This is a genomic window from Pseudomonas sp. KH_027, assembly GCF_057838565.1.
Window position 1 is genome coordinate 1,577,907 of record NZ_CM174470.1, and the last position, 19,711, is coordinate 1,597,617.

Below are 19,711 nucleotides of genomic sequence, written 5' to 3' on the forward strand. Positions count from 1 at the left end.
TTAGGCTGGCGGGAAGGAGGCGTTTCCATGACCCGCTCGCAAATGTTCAGCTACGGTGCCCGCGACAGTATCCCGATGATTGTCGGTGTTGCGCCTTTCGGCATTATTTACGGCACCCTGGCCAGCGTTGCCGGCTTGAGCCTATGGCAGGCGTTGGGTATGTCGCTGTTGGTGTATGCCGGTTCGGCGCAATTTATCGCTATCAGCCTGCTGGGTGCGGGAACCGGCTGGGCGGTGATTCTGTTTACCACCCTGATCGTCAATCTGCGCCATGTCCTCTATAGCGCCTCTCTGCAGCCCTATGTCGCTCATCTGTCGCAGCGCTGGCGTGTGCCTCTGGCGTTTGGCCTCACCGATGAGACCTTCGCGATCGTGCAGCGTCGTTACCTGGCTCATGGCATAGGGGGGCAGAGCCGCTGGTACCACGCCGGTGCGGCGATATCGCTGTACCTGTGCTGGATATCCACTTCGCTGTTGGGTGTGCTGTTCGGTCAGGCCATGCCGAGTTTGGCCGACTGGGGGCTGGACTTCGCCATGCTGGCGACCTTTATCGGGATCGTCGTGCCGGTGTTGCGCAGCCGGCCGCAGGTGGCGGCTGCCCTTGTGGCGGCTGCCGTCGCGGTGCTGACGCATGCCTGGCCGTACAAGCTCGGTTTGCTGGCCGCGGCTCTGGCCGGGATCGCTGCCGGTGTCTGGCTGGAGCGGCGGGTTGCTGTGGATGCAGCTGGGGAGGGCGTGTAATGGAGCTTTGGTTGCTTATCCTGGGAATGGCCGTGATTACCTTCGCCATTCGGTACAGTCTGTTCGCCTGGCCTGAGCTGCGTTTTCCGCCGTTGGTGCTGCAGGCTTTGCATTATGTGCCGACAGCGGTGCTGACGGCCATCGTCGTGCCCGGCATGTTGCTGCCGGACGGCCAGCATTTTGCGCTCAACCTGGAGAACGCCTATCTGCTGGCGGGCCTCGGGGCGATCCTGATCGCAGCGCTTACGCGCCATCTGCTGGCAACCATTGCCGGCGGGCTGTTGCTATTTTTTCTGTTGCGTTGGGTGCTTGGACAGTTGCCTATCTAAAATAGATTTAAAGTACACTTGAGACTTATTGCTATTTACTTCTGGTTCCCTTTCGCCTACTTTCGCTCCCCTTTTCTGGGCTTCGGTCTTTATCGTGGGAGCGATCATGGTGTTTGTCAGTCGGCGTAGTCACTTGGCCCTGGGTGTTGCCCTGGCTTTTTCCAGTTTGTCGGCAGCGGCCGAAACGCTGGAACTGGACACTGTCGAAGTGGTGGGGGACTGGCTGGGCGAGGCGACCGACGAGGATGTGAAGAACCACCCCGGCGCCCGTACGGTGATTCGTGAAGAGGTTATCCGCGAGAGCGGCGCCAAGCATGTGCGTGAGTTGTTGCGCCGCGTACCGGGGCTGCAGGTGCAAGAAAGCAATGGCACCGGTGGCAGCGATCTGGCCTTGAACGTCGGTGCGCGTGGCCTGACTTCACGGCTGTCGCCACGTTCGACCATCCTTATCGACGGCGTGCCGATGGCGTTCGCCCCCTACGGCCAGCCGCAGTTGTCGTTGGCGCCGGTGGCGGTCGGCAACCTGCAGTCGATTGACGTGGTGCGCGGCGGCGGTGCCGTGCGCTATGGCCCGCAAAACGTCGGCGGGATCATCAATTTCATCACCCGGGAAATTCCCGCCGAAGCTGCCGGCAACGCCAGTATCACCTCCGAGGTGGCCGGGCACGGTGGCTTCAAGACCCAGACCAATGCCTTTCTCGGCGGCACGGCCGACAACGGCATGGGGGCTGCGCTGCTGTATTCCGGCGTGCGCGGCGCGGGCTATCGCGATGAGAACGATGGCACCTTGATCGATGACTTCATGCTGAAGAACAGCTTCGCCCTGAGTGAGATCGATGAGTTGGCCACCAGCCTGCACTACTACCGGGCTGACGCGGATATGCCTGGCGGCCTGACGGCGGCACAGTTCGAGGATGACCCCTATCAGTCCGTGCGCCCGTACGACAGTTTCGAGGGGGAACGTAAGGAATTCTCGGTCAAGTACACCCGCACCCCGGATGAGCTGCGCACCTTCGAGCTGGCTTCCTACTACTACGAGAGCTATCGCGGCAGCAGCATCGTCACCGAGCAGAATGCAACCCAGGACAAGTTGTTCTCCTATCCACGCGAATACCATGTATTCGGCATCGAGCCGCGCTATTCGCAGCTGTTCTTTGCCGGCGACACGTCCCATGAAGTGGGGGTCGGCTACCGCTATGTCGATGAAGGCATGCACGAAACCACCAACAGCAGTGGGAACTATCTGCGCGCCAGCGGCACGCCTTACGCCACGCCGACCACAATGACCGCAGACAACACCGGCGGTACCGAGGCGCACTCGGTGTATATCGACGACCGCATCAATGTCGGCAACTGGACGGTGACGCCGGGCCTGCGTTACGAGCGGGTGCGCACCACCTGGCATAACCGCCTGAAGGGTTATCAGCGCGAGGTGAACTACCTCGAGCCGCTGCCGTCGCTGAATGTCATGTATCACCTGTCCGATGCCTGGAAGCTTTACGCCAACTACAACACCTCGTTCGGCAGCTTGCAGTACTTCCAGTTGGGCCAGGACCCGGGCAGCCCGCGGCCATCCTACGGCAACGAGGTCGGCCCCGGCCTGGAGCCGGAAAAGGCGCACACCTATGAGGTGGGGACGCGTTACGCCAACGGCGCCTGGAGCGGCGAGGTCACGTTGTTCCACATCGCGTTCGACAGCCAGTTGCAGTACGTCAAGCAGGATGGCTGGACCCAGTTGGGCGCGACTACCCACAATGGTGTCGAGACCGCGCTGAGCTATGACCTGGGCAGCCTGGACAACGCTCTGGACGGGCTATCGGCCTACGCCAGCTTTGCCTACACCAAAGCCACCGCCGATAAGGGTGTGTTCGCGGATAAGGATCTGAGTTTTTACTCGCGCCAGACCGCCACCCTCGGCCTGCGCTACGAGCGCAACCGCTGGACCTGGAACCTCGATGGCTACGCCCAGTCGCAGCAACGCTCGCCGGGCGCCGGGCCGGTGTACATCACCGAGGAAAGTGCCGATGGCCGTTATGGCGATATTCCCGGTTACGGTTTGTGGAATGCCCGCGGCGAGTACGCGTTCGGCCCGCAACTGTCGAATCTGACGCTGGGTGTCGGGGTGAAGAACCTGTTTGGTCAGGAATACTTCACCCGTTCGGTCGACAACAACTACGGCAAGTACCTCGGCCAGCCCCGCACGTTATTTGTGCAGGCGGGGGTGAGTTTCTAATCACTGGGTCGGTCGTGGCTGTGGGCGCCCTTTGGCGCCCATTTTTTTGCCTGGTTTCGCGCAAAATCAGTCAAAGTCTGTGGCTTGTGCCAGGCGACTTGCCGTCCAATACGGGATGTGCGAAAACGCGCATCAAGGCTTCCCCAGCCGCTTGCGGCCTCACGCCAGGTACATGGATGATGACCCAACACTCGCAATTCGCTTTGCTTGGTAAAAAGCGTTTCCTACCGTTTTTCATCACGCAACTGCTCGGTGCGTTCAACGACAACATCTTCAAGCAGTCGCTGATCCTCGCCATCCTCTTCAAGCTCAGTGTGTCGGGCGACCGGGCGGTATTGGTCAACCTCTGCGCCCTGTTGTTCATCCTGCCGTTCTTCCTGTTCTCTGCCCTCGGCGGGCAGTTCGGCGAGAAGTTCGCCAAGGACGCCTTGATCCGGGCGATCAAGCTGGCCGAGATCGTGATCATGGCGGTAGGCGCCGCAGGCTTCATGTTGAATGACCTGACGCTGATGTTCGTCGCGCTGTTCGGCATGGGCACTCATTCGGCGCTGTTCGGGCCGGTGAAATATTCGATCCTGCCGGCCGCGTTGCGCGAGGACGAGCTGATTGGCGGCAACGCTCTGGTGGAAATGGGCACCTTCCTGGCGATTCTCGCCGGCACCATCGGCGCCGGCATCATGATGTCGGGGCAGGCCTATGCGCCGCTGGTGGCCACCGCGATCGTGCTGATCGCGTGCTGCGGTTATCTGGCCAGCCGCGGTATCCCCCGCGCAGCGGCGGCCTTGCCGACACTGGTCGTGGACTGGAACATCTTCCGCCAGTCCTGGGCGATCCTGCGCCTGGGCTTGGGCCAGCGGCCGGCGGTGTCGCGTTCGATTGTCGGCAACTCCTGGTTCTGGTTTCTCGGCGCGATCTACCTGACGCAGATTCCGGCCTACGCCAAAGAGTGGCTGTACGGCGACGAGACGGTCGTTACTCTGATCCTCACCGTGTTTTCAGTCGGTATCGCTTTGGGTTCGATGCTCTGCGAGCGCCTCTCGGGGCGTAAAGTCGAGATCGGCCTGGTGCCATTTGGCTCGATTGGTCTGACTGTATTCGGCATCCTGCTGTGGTGGCATTCGGGCCACTTCCCGCAGGCTGCCGAAGCCCACAGCTGGTTGGCAGTATTGAGCTATGGCCAGGCGTGGTGGGTGCTGGCGGATATTCTGGGGATTGGCGTGTTCGGTGGTTTCTACATCGTGCCGCTGTATGCCTTGATTCAGTCACGCACGGCCGAGAACGAGCGGGCGCGGGTGATCGCGGCGAACAATATTCTCAACGCGCTGTTCATGGTGGTTTCGGCGATTGCCTCGATTCTGTTCCTGAGCGTGGCCAAGCTGTCGATTCCGCAGCTGTTCCTGGTGGTGTCGCTGATGAACATCGCGGTGAACAGTTACATCTTCAAGATCGTCCCCGAATTCAGCATGCGCTTCATGATCTGGCTGCTCAGCCATTCCATGTACCGCGTCGAGCACCGTGGGCTGGAGGCGATTCCCGATGAGGGCGCGGCCGTGCTGGTCTGCAACCATGTGTCCTTCGTCGATGCGCTGTTGGTGGGTGGGGCGGTGCGGCGGCCGATCCGTTTCGTCATGTACTACAAGATCTACAACCTGCCGGTGCTCAATTTCATCTTCCGCACCGCCGGTACGGTGCCGATCGCCGGGCGCAATGAAGACCTGCTGATCTACGATCAGGCGTTCAAGAAGATCGGCGAGTACCTGAAGAATGGTGAGCTGGTATGCATCTTCCCCGAAGGCAAGCTGACCGGGGATGGCGAGATCAATGAGTTCAAGAACGGCATCGCGCGCATCCTCGAGGAAAACCCGGTGCCGGTGATTCCGATGGCGTTGCAAGGGTTGTGGGGCAGCTTCTTCAGCCGTGACCCGAACAAGGGCCTGTTCCGGCGGCTGTGGTCGCACATCACCCTGGTGGCGGGTGCCCCGCTGGCGCCGGAAGTGGCCGATAGGGTGACGTTGCAGGCGCAGGTGGCCGAATTGCGCGGCAGTACCCGCTAAACAGCGCAAACGAAAAAGCCCGCCAATTGGCGTAATGCTGTTCACTTAAGCGGAGCAGCATTGCGGTTAACTGGGTAACGGGTCTTGGAAATTTTCACCGTCCTTGGTCGTGATGGCCTTGGACGGTGATCCAGAAACAACCCTCCGATGCCCGCCCGCAAAGCCGACAAGCGTCTACCTGTTGCCGACAGTGGATTGGCAGCGGCCATCACGATCAGCTGCACGGCGATGTACTGGCAAGCCGGCTTGAAGCGTATATCGGACGGGGTGCGTCCAAACGCTACCGCCGCCTGACTCGCCTCCCGACGAATGATGTTGTAGGCCAGCAGCAATCCCCAAACTTCCTGGTAGATCAGGTCAATCTTCTTGCTGCGCAGGGTTGCGGCATTCTGCTGCATGGAGCTTTTGATATCCCTGAAGCCCAGTTCAATTTCCCAGCGCTCCTGGTACAGCTCTGCAACGGCTTCGGCGCTGTAGGCGTCGGCCGGTAGCGAGGTCAGGACGGTTTTCACTTTGCCCTGCACTGCATAGCTGACTTCACGCACGTCCCAGTAGGTTGGTAGGTCTGGGTTACGCTTTCTCGCCTGCGGTGAAACCTTCATACGCAGCAGGCGATCCTGCTTGCCGTAACGGATCACCTCCTCGCTGATCAGGCCCTGACGAGCGGGGATCAACCAGTGTCGGTTGTCACCGGCCGTGGCCACTTTCAGCAGCAAATCAGCACTCCAGAAGCCTTTATCGAACAACGTGACCGAATGGTTGGGGATCTGTTGCAAAAACTCATCGGCCAGGCGCATTTCACTGCGCCGATAGGGGCTCAGCTGGGCATTCAGAATCAAATGGGAGCGCACATTCATCAAGGCTACAAGACGCATCATGGGGAAGGGCGTCTGGCGCTCGGTGGAGGTATTGCCAGACCCGAAATGGTCCCGTAGTTCAGGCGTATCGGGCGTGCGCATGAGTGCCCCGTCCACGGCAAAAACCTGCAGCCCCCGCCAGGTGTCATCGCTATAGCGTTCGCCTCCCCATTGGCTGCCAGTTTTGCGGAACAGCCACTCGACCGGCTCGGCGCCAAGCCGCTTGCGAGCCTCAGTGACACCACTTTTGGCCAGCAAGCAATCCGAAGCCAGTCCCTGGGCACAAATGTTTAGACGCCTGGCCACCTCATGGACAGGCTCATCGCGGAAGAGCGCCATGCCTAGCACCAGCCAGAGCACCTGATCGGCAGGTAGCCGACGACGGCGGATGGTGGCCTGAGAGGAAAGATCAAGCGCGGACGCCACCCACTCGATTGGGATGTTCTGGGTGAAGGTGCTCAGGTCGGAGAAGTTGAATAGCTCGCCCAGATCGAGCAGATGCTGTTGGAAAGACATAAAAAATCCGATACCAGGAAGACTGGCATCGGATTCTCGGGGAAGCCCGGCTGGCGTTCAAATGCTTAAGTGAACAGCATTACACCCTTGGGTGGGCTTTTTTGTGGGCTGCGATCTACCAGAGTGGCAGGCTGTAGCTGACGATCAAGCGGTTCTCGTCGAGGTCGTTGCCGAAGTTGGAGCGGGTGGTCGCATTGCGCCATTTCACCCCGAGGTTCTTCAGCGGGCCGTCCTGGAACACGTAAGCGATGTCCATGTTGCGCTCCCATTCTTTGCCGCTTGAAAGCACGGCGCCGCGATCGACATCATCGCCGGACAGGTAGCGGGTCATAAAGGTCAGGCCCGGAATACCGATGGCGGCAAAGTTGTAGTCGTAGCGCGCCTGCCAGGATTTCTCGTCCTTGTTGGCGAAGTCGCCGATCTGCACGTAGTTGACCAGGAACGGGTCGGTGACGTTGACATAGGCAAAGCCGGTATCGCCGCTCATCGACTGATAGCCCAGGCCGAAGGCATGGCCACCGAGGCCGTAGGTGAACATGGCGCCGAAGGCCTTGTTGTCGACGTTGCTGCTGCCGTCATCGGTGGAGTGGGCGTAGCGCAAGTCGCTCTTCAGCGATTGCTTGTCGGCAAGCGGCAGCACATGCACCAGGTTGACGATGTGCTGTTTGTAGAACTGATCGAGGTTGCCGTAGCTGTAAGCGGTGGTCAGCTTGTCATTCCACTTGTAGCTGGCACTGGCGAAGTTGAACTCGTCGCTGGTCAGGCCCGGGCGGAAGACGATGTTGCGGCGGCCACCATTGTTGATGGTCATGTCCTCGTAGTTCGAGGAGTCCCGGTAGTTGACCTGTTGCAATTGGCCGGCATCGAGGGTCAGGCCGTCGATTTCCAGCGAGTTCAGCTGGCCGCCCTGGAAGGTTTGCGGCAGCAGGCGCGAGTCGTTGGCTTGCAGCACGGGCAGCTTGGGCAGCAGGGTGCCGATTTTCAAGGTGCTTTTCGAGGCGCGCAGTTTGGCGGTCAGGCCCAGGTCGCCATAGTCGTCCTCAGCTCTGCCGGTTTCCCGGTCGACCTGCAGCAGGCCAGTACCGGTGCGACCGCGGCCGGAGTCCAGTTTGAGGCCGAGGGTGCCCAGTGCATCGACGCCAACCCCAACGCTGCCTTCGGTATAGCCGGATTCAAGACGCAGCAGAAAGCCCTGTGCCCACTCTTCCGATTTGCTGCGCAACTCGCCGGGCTTGCCGGTAACGGCGGGTGGGTTTGGGTTGCCGTCCTGCCGGTAGTCGCGGTTCATGTAGAAATTGCGCAGTTCCAGGCTGGCTTTGCTGTCCTTGATGAATTCAGCCTGAGCCAGGTTTGGCAGGGCAAGGCAGGCGCCCAGCGTGGCAAAAGCCACGGCCCGGGCGAGGGGGGTCTTGTTCATTTTTGTTGTTTCCTCGTGGGGTGCAGACAGAGGGTTTGTGACCGGACTGTGACGGCGTGTTACTAGACCACGAGGGCGATGCAGGGGCCTTTAGACCTTAGTCGGCAGGCCCAGGAGAGAGGGCGGCCGGGTCGCTCATTCGACCCAGCGTGGGTAGAACCCCAGCGCTTGCTGGACCTTGGCGTCATGGGCGGGCACGACCGTGAGCTTTGGCTCCCTGGCCATTAGCTGATGCACCTGCTGCAACATGTTGCGGGTTGCCTCACGGTCGTTGTCGACCATATTGCGGCTGATCCAGAATTTTTCATGGGGGCCGGTAAAACCCTCGAGGCGCCAGCTGACGTCGCCGGTGAAGAAGAAACGGCGGCCATCCTCCAGGGTCAGAAACAGCCCCACCGATCCCGGCGTGTGGCCGGTCAGCGGTACCAGTACGATGCTGCCGTCCCCGAACATGTCCAGGCTTTGCGGGAAACCCATGAACGCTGCCGACTGGAAGATGAAGGGCAGCCACTTCACCGGGTGCTTGAACTGGCTGGGCAGCACTGCCGGCGGTGTCGCGATCTGGCTGAACTCGATTTCCTCATAGGGCGCCCACACCGGCACCTCCGGGAAGTCGGCGAGGCCCGAGGCGTGGTCCCAGTGGGCATGGGACAGCAGGATGCGGTCGATCCGGATGCCGTCCTTATCCAACTGGTCGCGCGCGGGCACAACCGGGCCGTACTCGAGCAGTGGCTTGTCCCACATCGACATTTCGGCGAACTGGCTGTCGACCTGGCGGCCCAGGCCGGTGTCGAACAGCAGGGTGGCGGCGTGATGCTCGATCAGTACCGCGATGTGGTTGACGGTGACTTTCTCGGTCCACTTGCCGCCCTCGACCGTGAAGGCATCGAGGGTTTCGGTTTCGGCGGTTTTCACCAGGCTGAAACGCAGGCCGGCGGCGCTGCCGGGCAGGCTGGTCAGGCTTAGCAGGGCGAGTAGGGCGAGGCTTGCTAGACGCATGGTTCAAACTCCTTGAGCGGGAAGATGGGGGGAGGCGGTTGGCGTGCCGAAGGCCAGCGGCAAACGCGCATGGCGCAAGCGCCAGCGGCCAGGGGTAAGCGCCAGCAGGCGTTCGGCGCCGACGGGCAGCGTATGCCCCAGCGCTGCCAACTGTTGCGGCCAATAGAGTTCGGCGCGGGCTTGCAGTTGCAGCAGGTCGCCGCTGTCGAAGTCGACGAACAGCAGGCCGCAACGTGGCTCCAGCAGCAGGTTGCCGAGGGTGTTGAACAGCAGGTTGCCGCTGTAATCCGGCAGCCATAAGCGGCCGTCGGCGCCCAGGCTGACGAAGCCCGGCGCGCCGCCACGGTGGGAGATATCGACTCCGCCGGCGTGTGGGTCGCTGTTCTGGCTGGCAATGAACAAGGTGTCCGCATGCGTCACCCGCTTCAGCCAGCGTTGATCCAGGCCTTCGCCCTGTTCCAGCGGCCCCGGTTCGCGGGCGAGCGCTTGCCAACTGCGAGCCTGGATGTACTTCGGGCAGTTACCGAAGGACTGCGCGACCTCGACGCTAAAGCCTGTGGCATCCGCCGCGCAGACTGTGCCATTCATTCGGTTGCGCCGTCGGGTTGGCAGCTCCAGGCCCAGCAACCCTAGGCGTGTGCCCGGGCGCAGATGGCTGAGCAATGGATCGTCGCTTTGCGCAATTGCATCGATGCGCAGGCGCGTCGGCTCGGGCGAATGGATAAAACCGGGTTCGCCCCACAGCACCGAAGCCTGCGGTTGACCATCGCTCGCCTGGCTGCCGACCAGCAGCCAGGGCTGTTGGGCGAAGAACGCGCGGTGTTGTTCCGGCATGAAGCTGCGGATGATCCGCTTGCCGACTTCCTCGATCTTGTCGCGCACGCCGGCCTGGCTCTGGATGGCCTGTTCGCCGGGATGGAAGGGGCTGTTCATCGCGCTTTGGCTCCTGAGTCGGGGTATTACAGACCTGGCATGCCGATATAGCCGGGCAGTTCACGCAGGCGGGCGAACCAGGCGTGCAGATGAACGTAGGGCCCCAGATCGAGGCCGCCATCGCCTGCCAGAGCGATGTAGGGGTAAACCGCTACATCGGCGATGCTTGCGGCCGGGGTCTGTGCCAGCCATTGGTGCTCGGCCAGGTGGGCGTCGAGCAGGCGCAGTGTCTGCGTGGCCTTGGCGCTTACTGCTTGTGCATCGATTGGCACACCGAACAGTTCGCCCAGGCGGGCCAGGCCTGGGCCGTGCTGCACCTCGTTGGCGGCGAAGCTCAGCCAGCCAGCGATGCGGCCTTGGGCTACGGGGTCGAGCGGGTACCAGCGCTCATCGGCATAGCGCCGTGCCAGATACACCAGTATGGCCTGGGAGTCGCCAAGGCTCAGCTCGCCATCTTCCAGTGCCGGCACCTGACCGCGTGGATTGAGTGCAAGGAATGTCGGGCGTTTGTGTTCGCCATGGGGGAGGTCGACGCTCACCCGCTCGGCGTGTTGGCCGATCAGGCTGAGAAACAGGCGCACCTTGTAGCAGTTGCCGGACAGATCCAGGTCGTAAAGCCGCATCGCAACTCTCCAGGGGTGGTGGTGAACTGGATAATAGACAGACAGGTCTGTATATTTCAAGCGTCAATCATCTCCCTCGCATCAGTAGCCGCTTTGAGCTGCTGCGCGGCTTGCGCATAATGGCGCCGTCCCTGCGTCCCGCGCCCAACCTGGCGCGCTTGGGCGCGGCAACGCGGCGCACTCGCTTACGCCAACAGAGCCCCGGAGGCCTTACATGGCATCAAGCAAACGCGATCAGCTGATCAGTACCGCGCTGGAGTTATTTTCGCGCGAGGGTTATCACGCCACTGGCATTGACCGCATCCTGGCCGAGTCCGGGGTGGCGAAAATGACCCTGTACAAGCATTTCAAATCCAAGGATGAGCTGATCCTCGCGGCACTGGAAGCCCGGCATCAGGAGATCTGCCTGAGCATGCAGCAGGCGCTGGAGAGCCTGCCGCCACGCGAGGCGATCCTGCGGGCGTATGACGGTTTGCACCTGTTGCTGAGCGAGAAGGATTTTTGCGGTTGCCTGTTTGCCCATGCCGCCGCCGAGTTCGCCAACCGCGAGCACTCGATTCACCAGCAGGCGGCACGGCACAAGCGTTACTTCGGCGACTACTTCCTCGCGGCGCTGCAGCGTCTGGACGTGGCAGAGCCTGCGCGTCTGGCGCGACAACTGCAGTTTCTGTTCGAGGGCGCGATGGGCATGGCCCACCTGCATGGCCCGGCCGATCAGGCCTTGGAGGCCAAAGCGGCGGCGGCGCAACTGCTCAAGGCCGTCGGGGTCTGACTGGGGCTCAGCCCAGGCCACCGAGCAGGCGTGCCTCACAGCTTTCCAGTGCCTGCAGCGGGCCGGAGAGCACCACCGCATCGCCTTCGTGCAGGCGGGTGTCAACGTTCAGCGCCAACTCTTCGCCGTTGCGGCGCACCGCCTGTACCTCGACCCCCAACTGCTCGAGGGCCAGTTCGCCGAGCGGGCGGCCGCAGGCATAGGCGCTCTCACTCAGGTTCACCGCGTGCATCAGCAGGCGCTCCTGCCCTTGTTTATCCAGCAGGTTGGCCTGGGCGCCGTGGTAATAACCGTGCAGCAGACGGTAGCGGCCACGGCGGACCACGTCGATATGGGCTTGCACCTCCAGTTGCGGCAAGCCGAGCAGCGTCAGTGCGTGGGCCGCCAGCATCAGGCTGGACTCCAAGACCTCAGGCACCACCTCGGTGGCGCCGGCTTCCTGCAGTGCGAGCAGGTGGCTGTCATCGCGGGTGCGCACCAGGATCGCCAGTTGCGGATTGAGCCTGTGGGCCAGTTTGACAATGCTCAGCGTGGCCTCGGCATTGTCCACCGCCACCACCAGCAGCCGTGCCCGGTTGAGGCCGACCGCCTCCAGCAGCTCGGGTCGCCGTGAGTCGCCGTAGTGGACATTGGTTTCGCCCGCAGCGGCTTCCTGCACCCGGATCGGGTCATCGTCGAGGGCAATGAAGTCGATCTGCTCCAGGCGCAGAAAGCGCGCGATCGATTGGCCGACCCGGCCGTAACCGCAAATCAGCACATGCCCTTGCAGCGCCTGACTGGCGGCTTGGATCTCCGCCAGCGGGCTTTCGTGCCGGACGCGGCGTTCCAGGCGCGCGACTATTCTCGGCGCGGCCCGCAACAGCAGGGGGGTCAGGGCCATCGAGCAGAAGGTCGCCGCCAGCAGCAGGTCGCCGAGGCTTTCCTGCAGCAGCTCGGCTTGTCGCGCCTGGGCGACCAGGGCGAAGCAGAACTCGCCGCCCTGGGCCAAGGCCAGGCCACTGCGCCAGGCACTGCGGTTGTCGCCGCTGCGCAGTTTGACCAGAAGGGCGACCACGCTGCCTTTGGTCAGCATCAAGAGCAGGGTCAGACCGGCAATCAGCAGACCGTGGCTGGCGAACAACTGGATGTCGATCAGCATGCCGACGCTGACGAAAAACAGGCCGAGCAAAATATCGCGGAACGGCCGGATATCGGCTTCGATCTGATGACGGTAATGGCTCTCGCCCAGCAGCATGCCCGCGAGGAAGGCGCCAAGCGCCATGGACAGACCGAGCAGATGTGTCAGCCAGGCGGTCAGCAGTACCAGCACCAACGCCAATAACACGAAGAGTTCGGCCGAGCGGGCCTGGGCCACTTCATGGAACAGGCGCGGCAGCAGCCAGCGGCTGGCGAGGAACAGGCCGGCGAACAGCAGCACGGCTTTACCCAGGGTCAGGCCCAGCGCCAGGTACCAGGTGTTGCCACTGTCCCCGGCCAGGGCGGGTACCAAGGTCAGCAGCAACACGGCCACCAGGTCCTGCAACAGCAGGACGCCAATCGCATTCTGGCCATGGCTGCTGAACACTTCGCCGAGGTTGGAGAGTTCCTTGGTAACGATCGCCGTGGACGACAGCGCCAGGCCGGCGCCGAGCAGCAAAGATGCTTCCAACGGCAGGCCAAAGCCGTAGAGCAGCGCGGCCAGTGGGGCGCCGCAGATCAGCACCTGGGCGCTGCCGAGGCCGAAAACCATGCTGCGCAACGCCAGCATGCGCGGCAGGGAGAACTCCAGCCCCAGGGAGAACAGCAGAAAGACCACGCCCCACTCGGCCAGATGTGGCAAATCCTCGTTGTGGTCCACCCAGTTCAATGCCGTGGGGCTGATCAGCAGGCCCACGCACAGATAACCGAGTACCGGCGGCAGGCTGAGGCGGCGAAACAGCGCGATCACCAGCAAGGATGAGGCGAGGATGATCAGCAAATTGGCGAACAAAGGATTCTCCCGTAAGTGCCCGCGAGCATGCCCAAGCACTCGGGTGGCGTCCAGGCTCAAGCACGCTGGTTGGCTCGATTCAGGTCAATATCCGGGCGGGTAGCGTGCCGGGCCGTTGGTCGCTCGCCTGGTCGTTTCTCTCAATGTTTCCCGCGGGTGGCCGTTAACTTTGCAGATGTTCTGCCCGGGTACCGTCCATGAATACTTCAACTGCCGCACTGCTGCCTTCCAGCTCACGCCTGGCTGCGCTGAATAACTCGGCGAGCGCGCGCACGCCTGTCGATGGGCAGAAGATGCTGGCCAACCGCTTGAGCGAACGCCTGGGCTTGCAGCCGGGCGCGCTGAGTGCCAAAACCGGCGATTTCAGCCCGGACAAGGTGGCCGACCGCGTACTCGGTTTTATCGAGCAGCGCCTGAAAGGCGAAACGGCCGCCGGTGCCGATCCGGCCAAGCTGCAAGACCTGTTGGCGCAGGCGCGCTCCGGGGTGGAGAAGGGCTTTGCCGAGGCGCGCAAGATTCTCGAAGGCATGGGTGTGCTGGGTGGCAAGATCGCCGCCGATATCGACGACACCTACAGCAAGATCCAGGATGGTCTGGTTGGGCTCGATAACAGCCTGGCGCCGTCGCCGACCAGCGGCGCGACCGCGGTTGCCGCCTACAGCGCGCGCTTTGCGGCCCAGGCCGAAACCTTCGACATGGAGGTCACCACCCGTGACGGCGACCGCTTGCGGATATCCGTCGCCCAGGCCTCCGCCAGTTGGTCGCAGGGCAGCATTGCCGCCGCCAGCAATGGCAATGGCACGGCCGTGGTCACCAGTAACCAGGCGGGCAGCCTGCAGATCGGCGGCTGGCAGGTCAGTGTCGAAGGTGAATTGGACGATGAAGAACGCGCCGCGCTGGAGAAGCTTTTCGGCCAAGTGCAGGAGCTGTCCAGCAAATTCTATTCGGGGAATCTGGCCGGCGCTTTCGACCGGGCCATGGCCCTGGATCTGGATGGTGAGCAGTTGAGCTCGATGTCACTGCGCCTGACCCAGACCACGCAGCGGCAGGCGACCGATGCCTACAGTGCCGTGGCCGAGCAGGGTGGTCAGGCCGCCAGCGCGGTGAACGGTGCGCTGATGGATTATGCGCAGAGCCTGCTGGAGGCGCTGCGCAGTGCCGGCGAAGTGTCCGAAGACGCCAAGGGCAGCCTGGCCGAGTTGCTCAAAGGCGGTTTTGGTCTCGACGAGCGCTTCGATCAGCCTCGTCTGGACAAGGCCGAACAGCTCAGCGGCCGCCTGCTGGAAGGCCTGCAAAACCTGCTCTTACCCACTGCCGGGACACCTGCTTCAGTCGCCTGAGGCAAATGCTAAACTGCGCGTCTCACACCTTTGCGAGACGCGATCATGCTTCCCGAATGCCAACTGTTCGGCACCCTTGGCTGTCATCTCTGCGAAGTCGCCGAAGCCTTGCTGATGCCCTTTGTCGAGCGCGGCCTGATGGTCGAGCTGGTCGATATTGCCGAGCATGAAGAGACGGTCGAGCACTATGCCTTGCGCATTCCCGTCTTGCGCCGTTGCGATACCGGGTCCGAGCTCAACTGGCCGTTCGAGGCCGAGCAAGTGGTGGCGTTTCTGAGTTGAAGCAAGCGGCGCCAAACTGCACGGGGCCCTTCAACCGAGGCGCCCCGCTTACGCCTTGCCCGAGCGGCGGCGTGGCGGTGGTGGCTGATCCTGTAGGACCTCGGCGACTTCGGCGGCCTGCTTCTCGCTGCTGAAAGGGCCGGCGATCTGTTCTTCATCGGTGGTGCATACCCACCAGTTACCGTCACTGGCCTGGCTGATGAGATAGCCGTTTACGGTTATTCCTGTCGTCATCGCTGTGTCCCGCGCATTGATTCGTAAGTGGTTAAAGCACCGCGACGGCGCCGTCTGGGCGTTGCGCCGGGCGCTGGCTGGCTGGAATGGAAAGTGTGGCAGGTCGCCGTTGTTAAGGGCGAATCGCGAGCAATAAAAAACCCGCCGTGAAGGCGGGTTTTTTAGGGGTTTGGTCGGAGAGACAGGATTCGAACCTGCGACCTTCTCGTCCCGAACGAGACGCGCTACCGAGCTGCGCTACACTCCGAACTGATCACGATTCTACCGAAAAAGTTTTGCTACACAAGGGGTTAGCTGGAGTTTTTTGTCGGCCGGAGGGGCTGTGCCGTTCCGGGCGGGGGCCAATTCATGCGGGAGGTGCCGCTTGCCATGCGTCACAGGGTGAGCATGGCGGCGGGTCTTGCTGAGCGTCAGAGTTCTTTGACGGTGCGAACCTGGTCTTTGTTGACCTTGGAGCGTTTGCCATCCAGTTGTTCGAACTCGTAGAAGCCATCCTCTTCGTTGAACTCCGGTTGATCCACGGTTTGGATTTCGCGGCCATCGTTGAGGGTGATCACCGAGGGTGACGAGCAGCCAGCCAGCGCGGCAAGCCCGAGGGCCAGCAGGAAGGCGGGAAGGGGCCGTTGAGTCATCGCTTATCTCCATGGTTTGCGAATAAGTTCGCAGTATCTGACGTGGGGAGTGCGGTCAAGTTCAGTGGCCGTCGCCTATCCGCGTTGACGGGCGGCCTGCGCCAGCAGTTCGGGCGTGTTCAGGTTGGCCAGCCGTGGGTCCTGTGCGGGGCAGTCGAGGGCAACCGCGCCGAGCGCCAGCAGGATGTGGCGCGGGCTGCGGTCACCGGCTTGCCAGGCGCTTTCAATGGCGGGCGCCAGGCTTTTCGGCAGCAGGCAGAACAGCGGTTCCCATTGATCGCCCTGGCGCAGCATCAGTGGTTGTTGCGGGTGCGCTGCGCCAGCTTCGCGCATGGCCTGGAGCAGGGCGAGATCGAGCAGGGGGGCATCGCAGGGCAGCACCAGCAACATGGAGTGGTGCGCCACTGCCAGGCCGGCGCGGATGCCGGCCAGCGGGCCGGGATAGTCCGGGCTGTCGTCGTTTACCAGGCGGTCGGCATAGGGCGCATACAGCTCGCCGTTGCGGTTGCACGAGATGATCAGGTCGTCCGTGAGCGGTCGGCTCAGCGCCTGCAGGTGGGCGATCAGTGGCTTGCCGCACCACTCCAGCAGGCCTTTGTCGCGCCCGCCCATGCGTTGCCCGCGCCCGCCGGCGAGCAGCAGGATGGAGCAGGCGGGCAGGCTGATCGAGTCGGTCATGGAGCGCTCCTGGCGCGGCAACGGCGAGGGCTGTGATATAACACCGGCCTGCCTCCCTCACAACCGGATTGAGCCTATGACCTCCAAGGCTGAAGTACCCTTTGTGCCGCTGAATATCGCCGTATTGACCGTCAGTGACACCCGTTCCCTGGAAACCGATACCTCTGGCCAGCTCTTCGTCGATCGCCTCGCGGCCGCAGGCCATCACCTCGCGGCGCGGGTCCTGCTCAAGGACGATCTGTACAAGATTCGTGCGCAAGTCGCGAGCTGGATCGCCGAGGACAGTGTGCAGGTGGTGTTGATCACCGGCGGCACCGGCTTTACCGGTCGCGACAGTACACCGGAAGCCGTGGCCTGCCTGCTGGACAAGCAGGTCGAAGGTTTTGGCGAGCTGTTCCGGCAGATATCGATCGCCGATATCGGCACCTCGACCATTCAATCGCGGGCACTGGCTGGGCTGGCCAATGGCACGCTGGTCTGCTGCCTGCCCGGCTCGACCAATGCCTGCCGCACGGGTTGGGATGGCATCTTGGCCGAGCAGTTGGATGCCCGCCATCGCCCGTGCAATTTCGTCGCCCATCTCAAGCAAGCCGCCGCCTGCGAGTCGCGTGGATGAGTGCCTGCGACCACCCCGGCCTGTTGCCGGTCGAAGCAGCGCTGGAGCGCTTGTTGACGCTGGCCGAGGCCACGCCGATCAGCCAGCGCGAGCGCGTGACGCTGGCGGCTGCCCATGGCCGGGTGCTGGCCGAGCCTTTGTGCGCCAGCCTCGATCTGCCGCCGTGGCCGAACAGTGCCATGGACGGCTATGCCCTGCGCCAAGCCGACTGGCGCGGCGAGCCGCTGCCGGTCAGCCAGCGCATCTTCGCCGGCCAGGCGCCGGCGCCGCTGGAACCCGGCAGCTGTGCGCGGATTTTCACCGGCGCGCCGCTGCCAGAGGGGGCGGACAGCGTCGAGATGCAGGAAAACGCCGAGGTCCTGGCCGATGGCCGAGTGCGGTTTAGCGAGCCGATCAAGCCGGGTCAGCATGTCCGTCCGCAAGGCCAGGAAACCCGCAAGGGCGAAACGGTGCTGGTCGCGGGGGTGCGTTTGACGGCGATAGAGCTGGGTCTGGCCGCCGCGCTGGGGGCGGCCGAATTGGACGTGGTGCGCCGGCCCCGGGTGGCGGTGCTGTCGACCGGCGATGAACTGGTCGAGCCGGGCCTGCCGCTCGGCCCTGGGCAGATCTACAACAGCAATCGCATGCTGCTGTGCAGCTGGTTGCAGCAGCTGGGTTGTACGGTGCTGGATGCCGGTATCTTGCCCGATGATCTGCACAAGACCCGCGCCAGGCTCGGCGAGCTGGCGGATGTCGACCTGATTCTGTCGACCGGTGGCGTGTCGGTCGGCGAGGCGGATTTCCTCGGCCATGCGCTGCGCGAAGAGGGCGAGCTGGCACTGTGGAAGCTGGCGATCAAACCGGGCAAGCCGCTGACTTTTGGCCACTTCCGTGGTGTGCCGGTGTTAGGTCTGCCGGGCAACCCCGCTTCGACCCTGGTGACCTTCGCCTTGCTGGCGCGGCCTTATCTGTTGCGCCGCCTGGGGGTTGCCGAGGTGACGCCGCTGCACTTCCCGGTGCCGGCCGGTTTCGCCTGGCGCAAGCCGGGTAATCGCCGCGAATACCTGCGTGGGCGCATCGAGCAGGGCCGCGCGGTGTTGTATCCGAACCAGAGTTCCGGGGTGCTGCGCAGCGCCGCCTGGGCTGAGGGCCTGGTCGAGGTACGCGAGGGCACGACGCTGGTGGAAGGCGACACAGTCAACTTCATTCCGTTGAGCGAATTGCTGAACTAGCTGTGTAAACCCACTCGGTCGTGCCGTGAAAACGTCCGGCTGAACCGCTGGTGAGCATGGAGTACCTTAGGCTCGGTGTCACGGCCCGGCGGCTTTGCGTTTGGCCTCGCGGTATTCGCCCGGGGTCATGCCGGTCCAGCACTTGAAGCTGCGGTGGAACGAGCGCGATTCGGTAAAGCCCAGGTAATGGGCGATGTCCTGCACCGGCAAGGTGCTGCGGGTCAGGTAGTGCTCGGCCAGCTCCTGGCGTAACTGGTCGAGGATTTCCTGATAGCTGGTGCCGGCCTGCTGCAAATGCCGTTGCAGGGTGCGCACGGTCATCTCGAACTTTTCCGCCACCCGTTCCTTGCGTGGCAATCCGTCCTTGAGCAGCAGCCGCAGGGCGTTCTTCACCCGCAACGGCAACGGTTCGCCTTCATCCAGCTCGGCCATCAGCGTCAGGGCGTGCTCTTCCAGCGTGCGCAGCAGGTTGGCGTCGGCCTGGCGTAACGGCACGTCGAGGTATTCCAGCGGCACCAGCAGGGCATTCATGCTCTGCTCGAATTTCACCGGGCAGCCGAACACCATCTCGTATTCGCTGAGGGTGGTGCCCGTCGGTTGCGCATGCTCGAACCAGACTTCGCGCGGCGAGCGGTCCATGTCGGCGATCCAGCGCGCATAGAGCAGCCAGGACGTCAGCACGTTCTCGACCATGTGCCGGCGGATTTCCATCGGCTGGTGGCGGCAGGTCCAGATCAGCCGCAGATGATCGCCGGCCGGTTCCAGGCGGCTGACGCCCATGTCGCCGACCAGCTTCTCGTACGGCACGATGCGGCTCATGGCTTCGCCAAGGGTGGCGCAGTTCATGGTGATGTAGCCCAGCACGCTCCATGAACCGGGCTGCACGAAATGCCCGGAATGCAGGCCGAACAACGGGTCGCCCGAGACCTGCAGCAGGTGGGCGAGGAGCTTTTCATGGGCTTCGCTGGGCAGGCGCCGGCCGTTGTCTTCCAGATCCGCCGGGGTCAGGCCGGCTGCGGCGAGCGCGGCGGCCTGATCGAGGCCAAGCTGTTGGGCATGGCGCAGGTATTTGAGCAGTGCGGGAACCGAGGTGTAACCCAGAGCGTGCATGGCGTCGTTCTTATTGTGAGGGTCTTGATTGACGGCTGTCTTGATTGGCGACAGAGGCTGTCTCGATCCGACAGTGACGGCAGACAGTGGCCGGCTAGTATAGGCAGCCAGGAACAGTGTTCGAAACTGGCTATCGGCAGCCTGAACTTATAAAACGAGGAGACG

The 19,711-nt window shown here is 62.9% G+C and carries 19 protein-coding genes and 1 tRNA gene; 9 read left to right on the top strand and 11 right to left on the bottom strand.

Annotation, left to right across the window (positions count from 1 at the left end):
- Nucleotides 1-27: 27 nt before the first annotated feature.
- The 4 genes from AC3IYG_RS07420 to AC3IYG_RS07435 all read left to right on the top strand — a co-directional run bounded on the left by AC3IYG_RS07420 (nt 28) and on the right by AC3IYG_RS07435 (nt 5,357).
- The gene (locus AC3IYG_RS07420; RefSeq protein ID WP_489313147.1) at nt 28-741 is read left to right on the top strand and encodes an AzlC family ABC transporter permease; all 714 of its coding nucleotides are present in this window, start codon (nt 28-30) and stop codon (nt 739-741) included.
- On the top strand, nt 741-1,070 hold the full coding sequence (locus AC3IYG_RS07425; RefSeq protein WP_489313148.1) for an AzlD domain-containing protein: 330 nt from the start codon (nt 741-743) through the stop codon (nt 1,068-1,070). The genes AC3IYG_RS07420 and AC3IYG_RS07425 overlap by 1 nt, the downstream gene beginning before the upstream one ends.
- Before the next feature lie 106 nt (nt 1,071-1,176).
- Nucleotides 1,177-3,303, top strand: coding sequence for a TonB-dependent receptor family protein (locus AC3IYG_RS07430; RefSeq protein ID WP_489313149.1), 2,127 nt, complete (start codon nt 1,177-1,179; stop codon nt 3,301-3,303).
- Between the two features lie 179 nt (nt 3,304-3,482).
- A complete protein-coding gene (locus tag AC3IYG_RS07435) occupies nt 3,483-5,357 on the top strand; it encodes an MFS transporter (protein ID WP_489313862.1) in 1,875 nt (624 codons plus the stop codon).
- A gap of 41 nt (nt 5,358-5,398) precedes the next feature.
- Here AC3IYG_RS07435 and AC3IYG_RS07440 read toward each other — a convergent pair whose 3' ends face one another.
- The 5 genes from AC3IYG_RS07440 to AC3IYG_RS07460 all read right to left on the bottom strand — a co-directional run bounded on the left by AC3IYG_RS07440 (nt 5,399) and on the right by AC3IYG_RS07460 (nt 10,702).
- A complete protein-coding gene (locus AC3IYG_RS07440) occupies nt 5,399-6,730 on the bottom strand; it encodes an IS4 family transposase (RefSeq protein WP_489309617.1) in 1,332 nt (443 codons plus the stop codon).
- A gap of 115 nt (nt 6,731-6,845) precedes the next feature.
- Entirely contained in the window at nt 6,846-8,147 is a 1,302-nt protein-coding gene (locus AC3IYG_RS07445; RefSeq protein ID WP_489313150.1) for an OprD family porin, read from the bottom strand.
- 135 nt (nt 8,148-8,282) lie between these two features.
- The gene (locus AC3IYG_RS07450) at nt 8,283-9,146 is read right to left on the bottom strand and encodes an MBL fold metallo-hydrolase (protein WP_489313151.1); all 864 of its coding nucleotides are present in this window, start codon (nt 9,144-9,146) and stop codon (nt 8,283-8,285) included.
- Between the two features lie 3 nt (nt 9,147-9,149).
- Complete coding sequence (locus AC3IYG_RS07455; RefSeq protein ID WP_489313152.1) at nt 9,150-10,079, bottom strand: flavin-nucleotide-binding protein; 930 nt, start codon at nt 10,077-10,079, stop codon at nt 9,150-9,152.
- A gap of 26 nt (nt 10,080-10,105) precedes the next feature.
- A complete protein-coding gene (locus AC3IYG_RS07460) occupies nt 10,106-10,702 on the bottom strand; it encodes a glutathione S-transferase family protein (protein WP_489313153.1) in 597 nt (198 codons plus the stop codon).
- 214 nt (nt 10,703-10,916) lie between these two features.
- Here AC3IYG_RS07460 and AC3IYG_RS07465 point away from each other — a divergent pair, with 214 nt between their 5' ends.
- Complete coding sequence (locus tag AC3IYG_RS07465; RefSeq protein WP_489313154.1) at nt 10,917-11,474, top strand: TetR/AcrR family transcriptional regulator; 558 nt, start codon at nt 10,917-10,919, stop codon at nt 11,472-11,474.
- A gap of 7 nt (nt 11,475-11,481) precedes the next feature.
- Here AC3IYG_RS07465 and AC3IYG_RS07470 read toward each other — a convergent pair whose 3' ends face one another.
- Nucleotides 11,482-13,443, bottom strand: coding sequence for a monovalent cation:proton antiporter-2 (CPA2) family protein (locus AC3IYG_RS07470; protein ID WP_489313155.1), 1,962 nt, complete (start codon nt 13,441-13,443; stop codon nt 11,482-11,484).
- 197 nt (nt 13,444-13,640) lie between these two features.
- Between AC3IYG_RS07470 and AC3IYG_RS07475 the strand changes: the two genes are divergently transcribed.
- Together AC3IYG_RS07475 and AC3IYG_RS07480 are read left to right on the top strand one after the other, a co-directional pair.
- A complete protein-coding gene (locus AC3IYG_RS07475) occupies nt 13,641-14,783 on the top strand; it encodes a DUF5610 domain-containing protein (RefSeq protein WP_489313156.1) in 1,143 nt (380 codons plus the stop codon).
- Nucleotides 14,784-14,828: 45 nt separating this feature from the next.
- Nucleotides 14,829-15,065 carry a glutaredoxin family protein gene (locus AC3IYG_RS07480; RefSeq protein ID WP_489313157.1) on the top strand — a complete coding sequence of 79 codons (237 nt, stop codon included), beginning with the start codon at nt 14,829-14,831 and terminating at the stop codon, nt 15,063-15,065.
- A 48-nt stretch (nt 15,066-15,113) separates the two neighbouring features.
- Here the strand turns inward: AC3IYG_RS07480 and AC3IYG_RS07485 are convergent, their stop codons facing one another.
- From AC3IYG_RS07485 to mobA, 4 genes are all read right to left on the bottom strand, one after another.
- On the bottom strand, nt 15,114-15,299 hold the full coding sequence (locus AC3IYG_RS07485) for a hypothetical protein (RefSeq protein ID WP_489313158.1): 186 nt from the start codon (nt 15,297-15,299) through the stop codon (nt 15,114-15,116).
- Between the two features lie 170 nt (nt 15,300-15,469).
- A tRNA-Pro gene (locus AC3IYG_RS07490) sits at nt 15,470-15,546 on the bottom strand.
- 163 nt (nt 15,547-15,709) lie between these two features.
- On the bottom strand, nt 15,710-15,931 hold the full coding sequence (locus tag AC3IYG_RS07495) for a YgdI/YgdR family lipoprotein (RefSeq protein WP_489313159.1): 222 nt from the start codon (nt 15,929-15,931) through the stop codon (nt 15,710-15,712).
- A gap of 75 nt (nt 15,932-16,006) precedes the next feature.
- Entirely contained in the window at nt 16,007-16,609 is a 603-nt protein-coding gene (gene mobA, locus AC3IYG_RS07500; RefSeq protein WP_489313160.1) for a molybdenum cofactor guanylyltransferase MobA, read from the bottom strand.
- A 76-nt stretch (nt 16,610-16,685) separates the two neighbouring features.
- Between mobA and moaB the strand changes: the two genes are divergently transcribed.
- Together moaB and AC3IYG_RS07510 are read left to right on the top strand one after the other, a co-directional pair.
- Nucleotides 16,686-17,225, top strand: coding sequence for a molybdenum cofactor biosynthesis protein B (gene moaB / locus AC3IYG_RS07505; protein ID WP_489313161.1), 540 nt, complete (start codon nt 16,686-16,688; stop codon nt 17,223-17,225).
- Complete coding sequence (locus AC3IYG_RS07510) at nt 17,222-18,436, top strand: molybdopterin molybdotransferase MoeA (RefSeq protein WP_489313162.1); 1,215 nt, start codon at nt 17,222-17,224, stop codon at nt 18,434-18,436. Before moaB ends, AC3IYG_RS07510 begins: the two co-directional genes overlap by 4 nt.
- A gap of 78 nt (nt 18,437-18,514) precedes the next feature.
- Here AC3IYG_RS07510 and gliR read toward each other — a convergent pair whose 3' ends face one another.
- Complete coding sequence (gene gliR, locus AC3IYG_RS07515; RefSeq protein ID WP_489313163.1) at nt 18,515-19,546, bottom strand: AraC family transcriptional regulator GliR; 1,032 nt, start codon at nt 19,544-19,546, stop codon at nt 18,515-18,517.
- Nucleotides 19,547-19,711 lie beyond the last annotated feature (165 nt).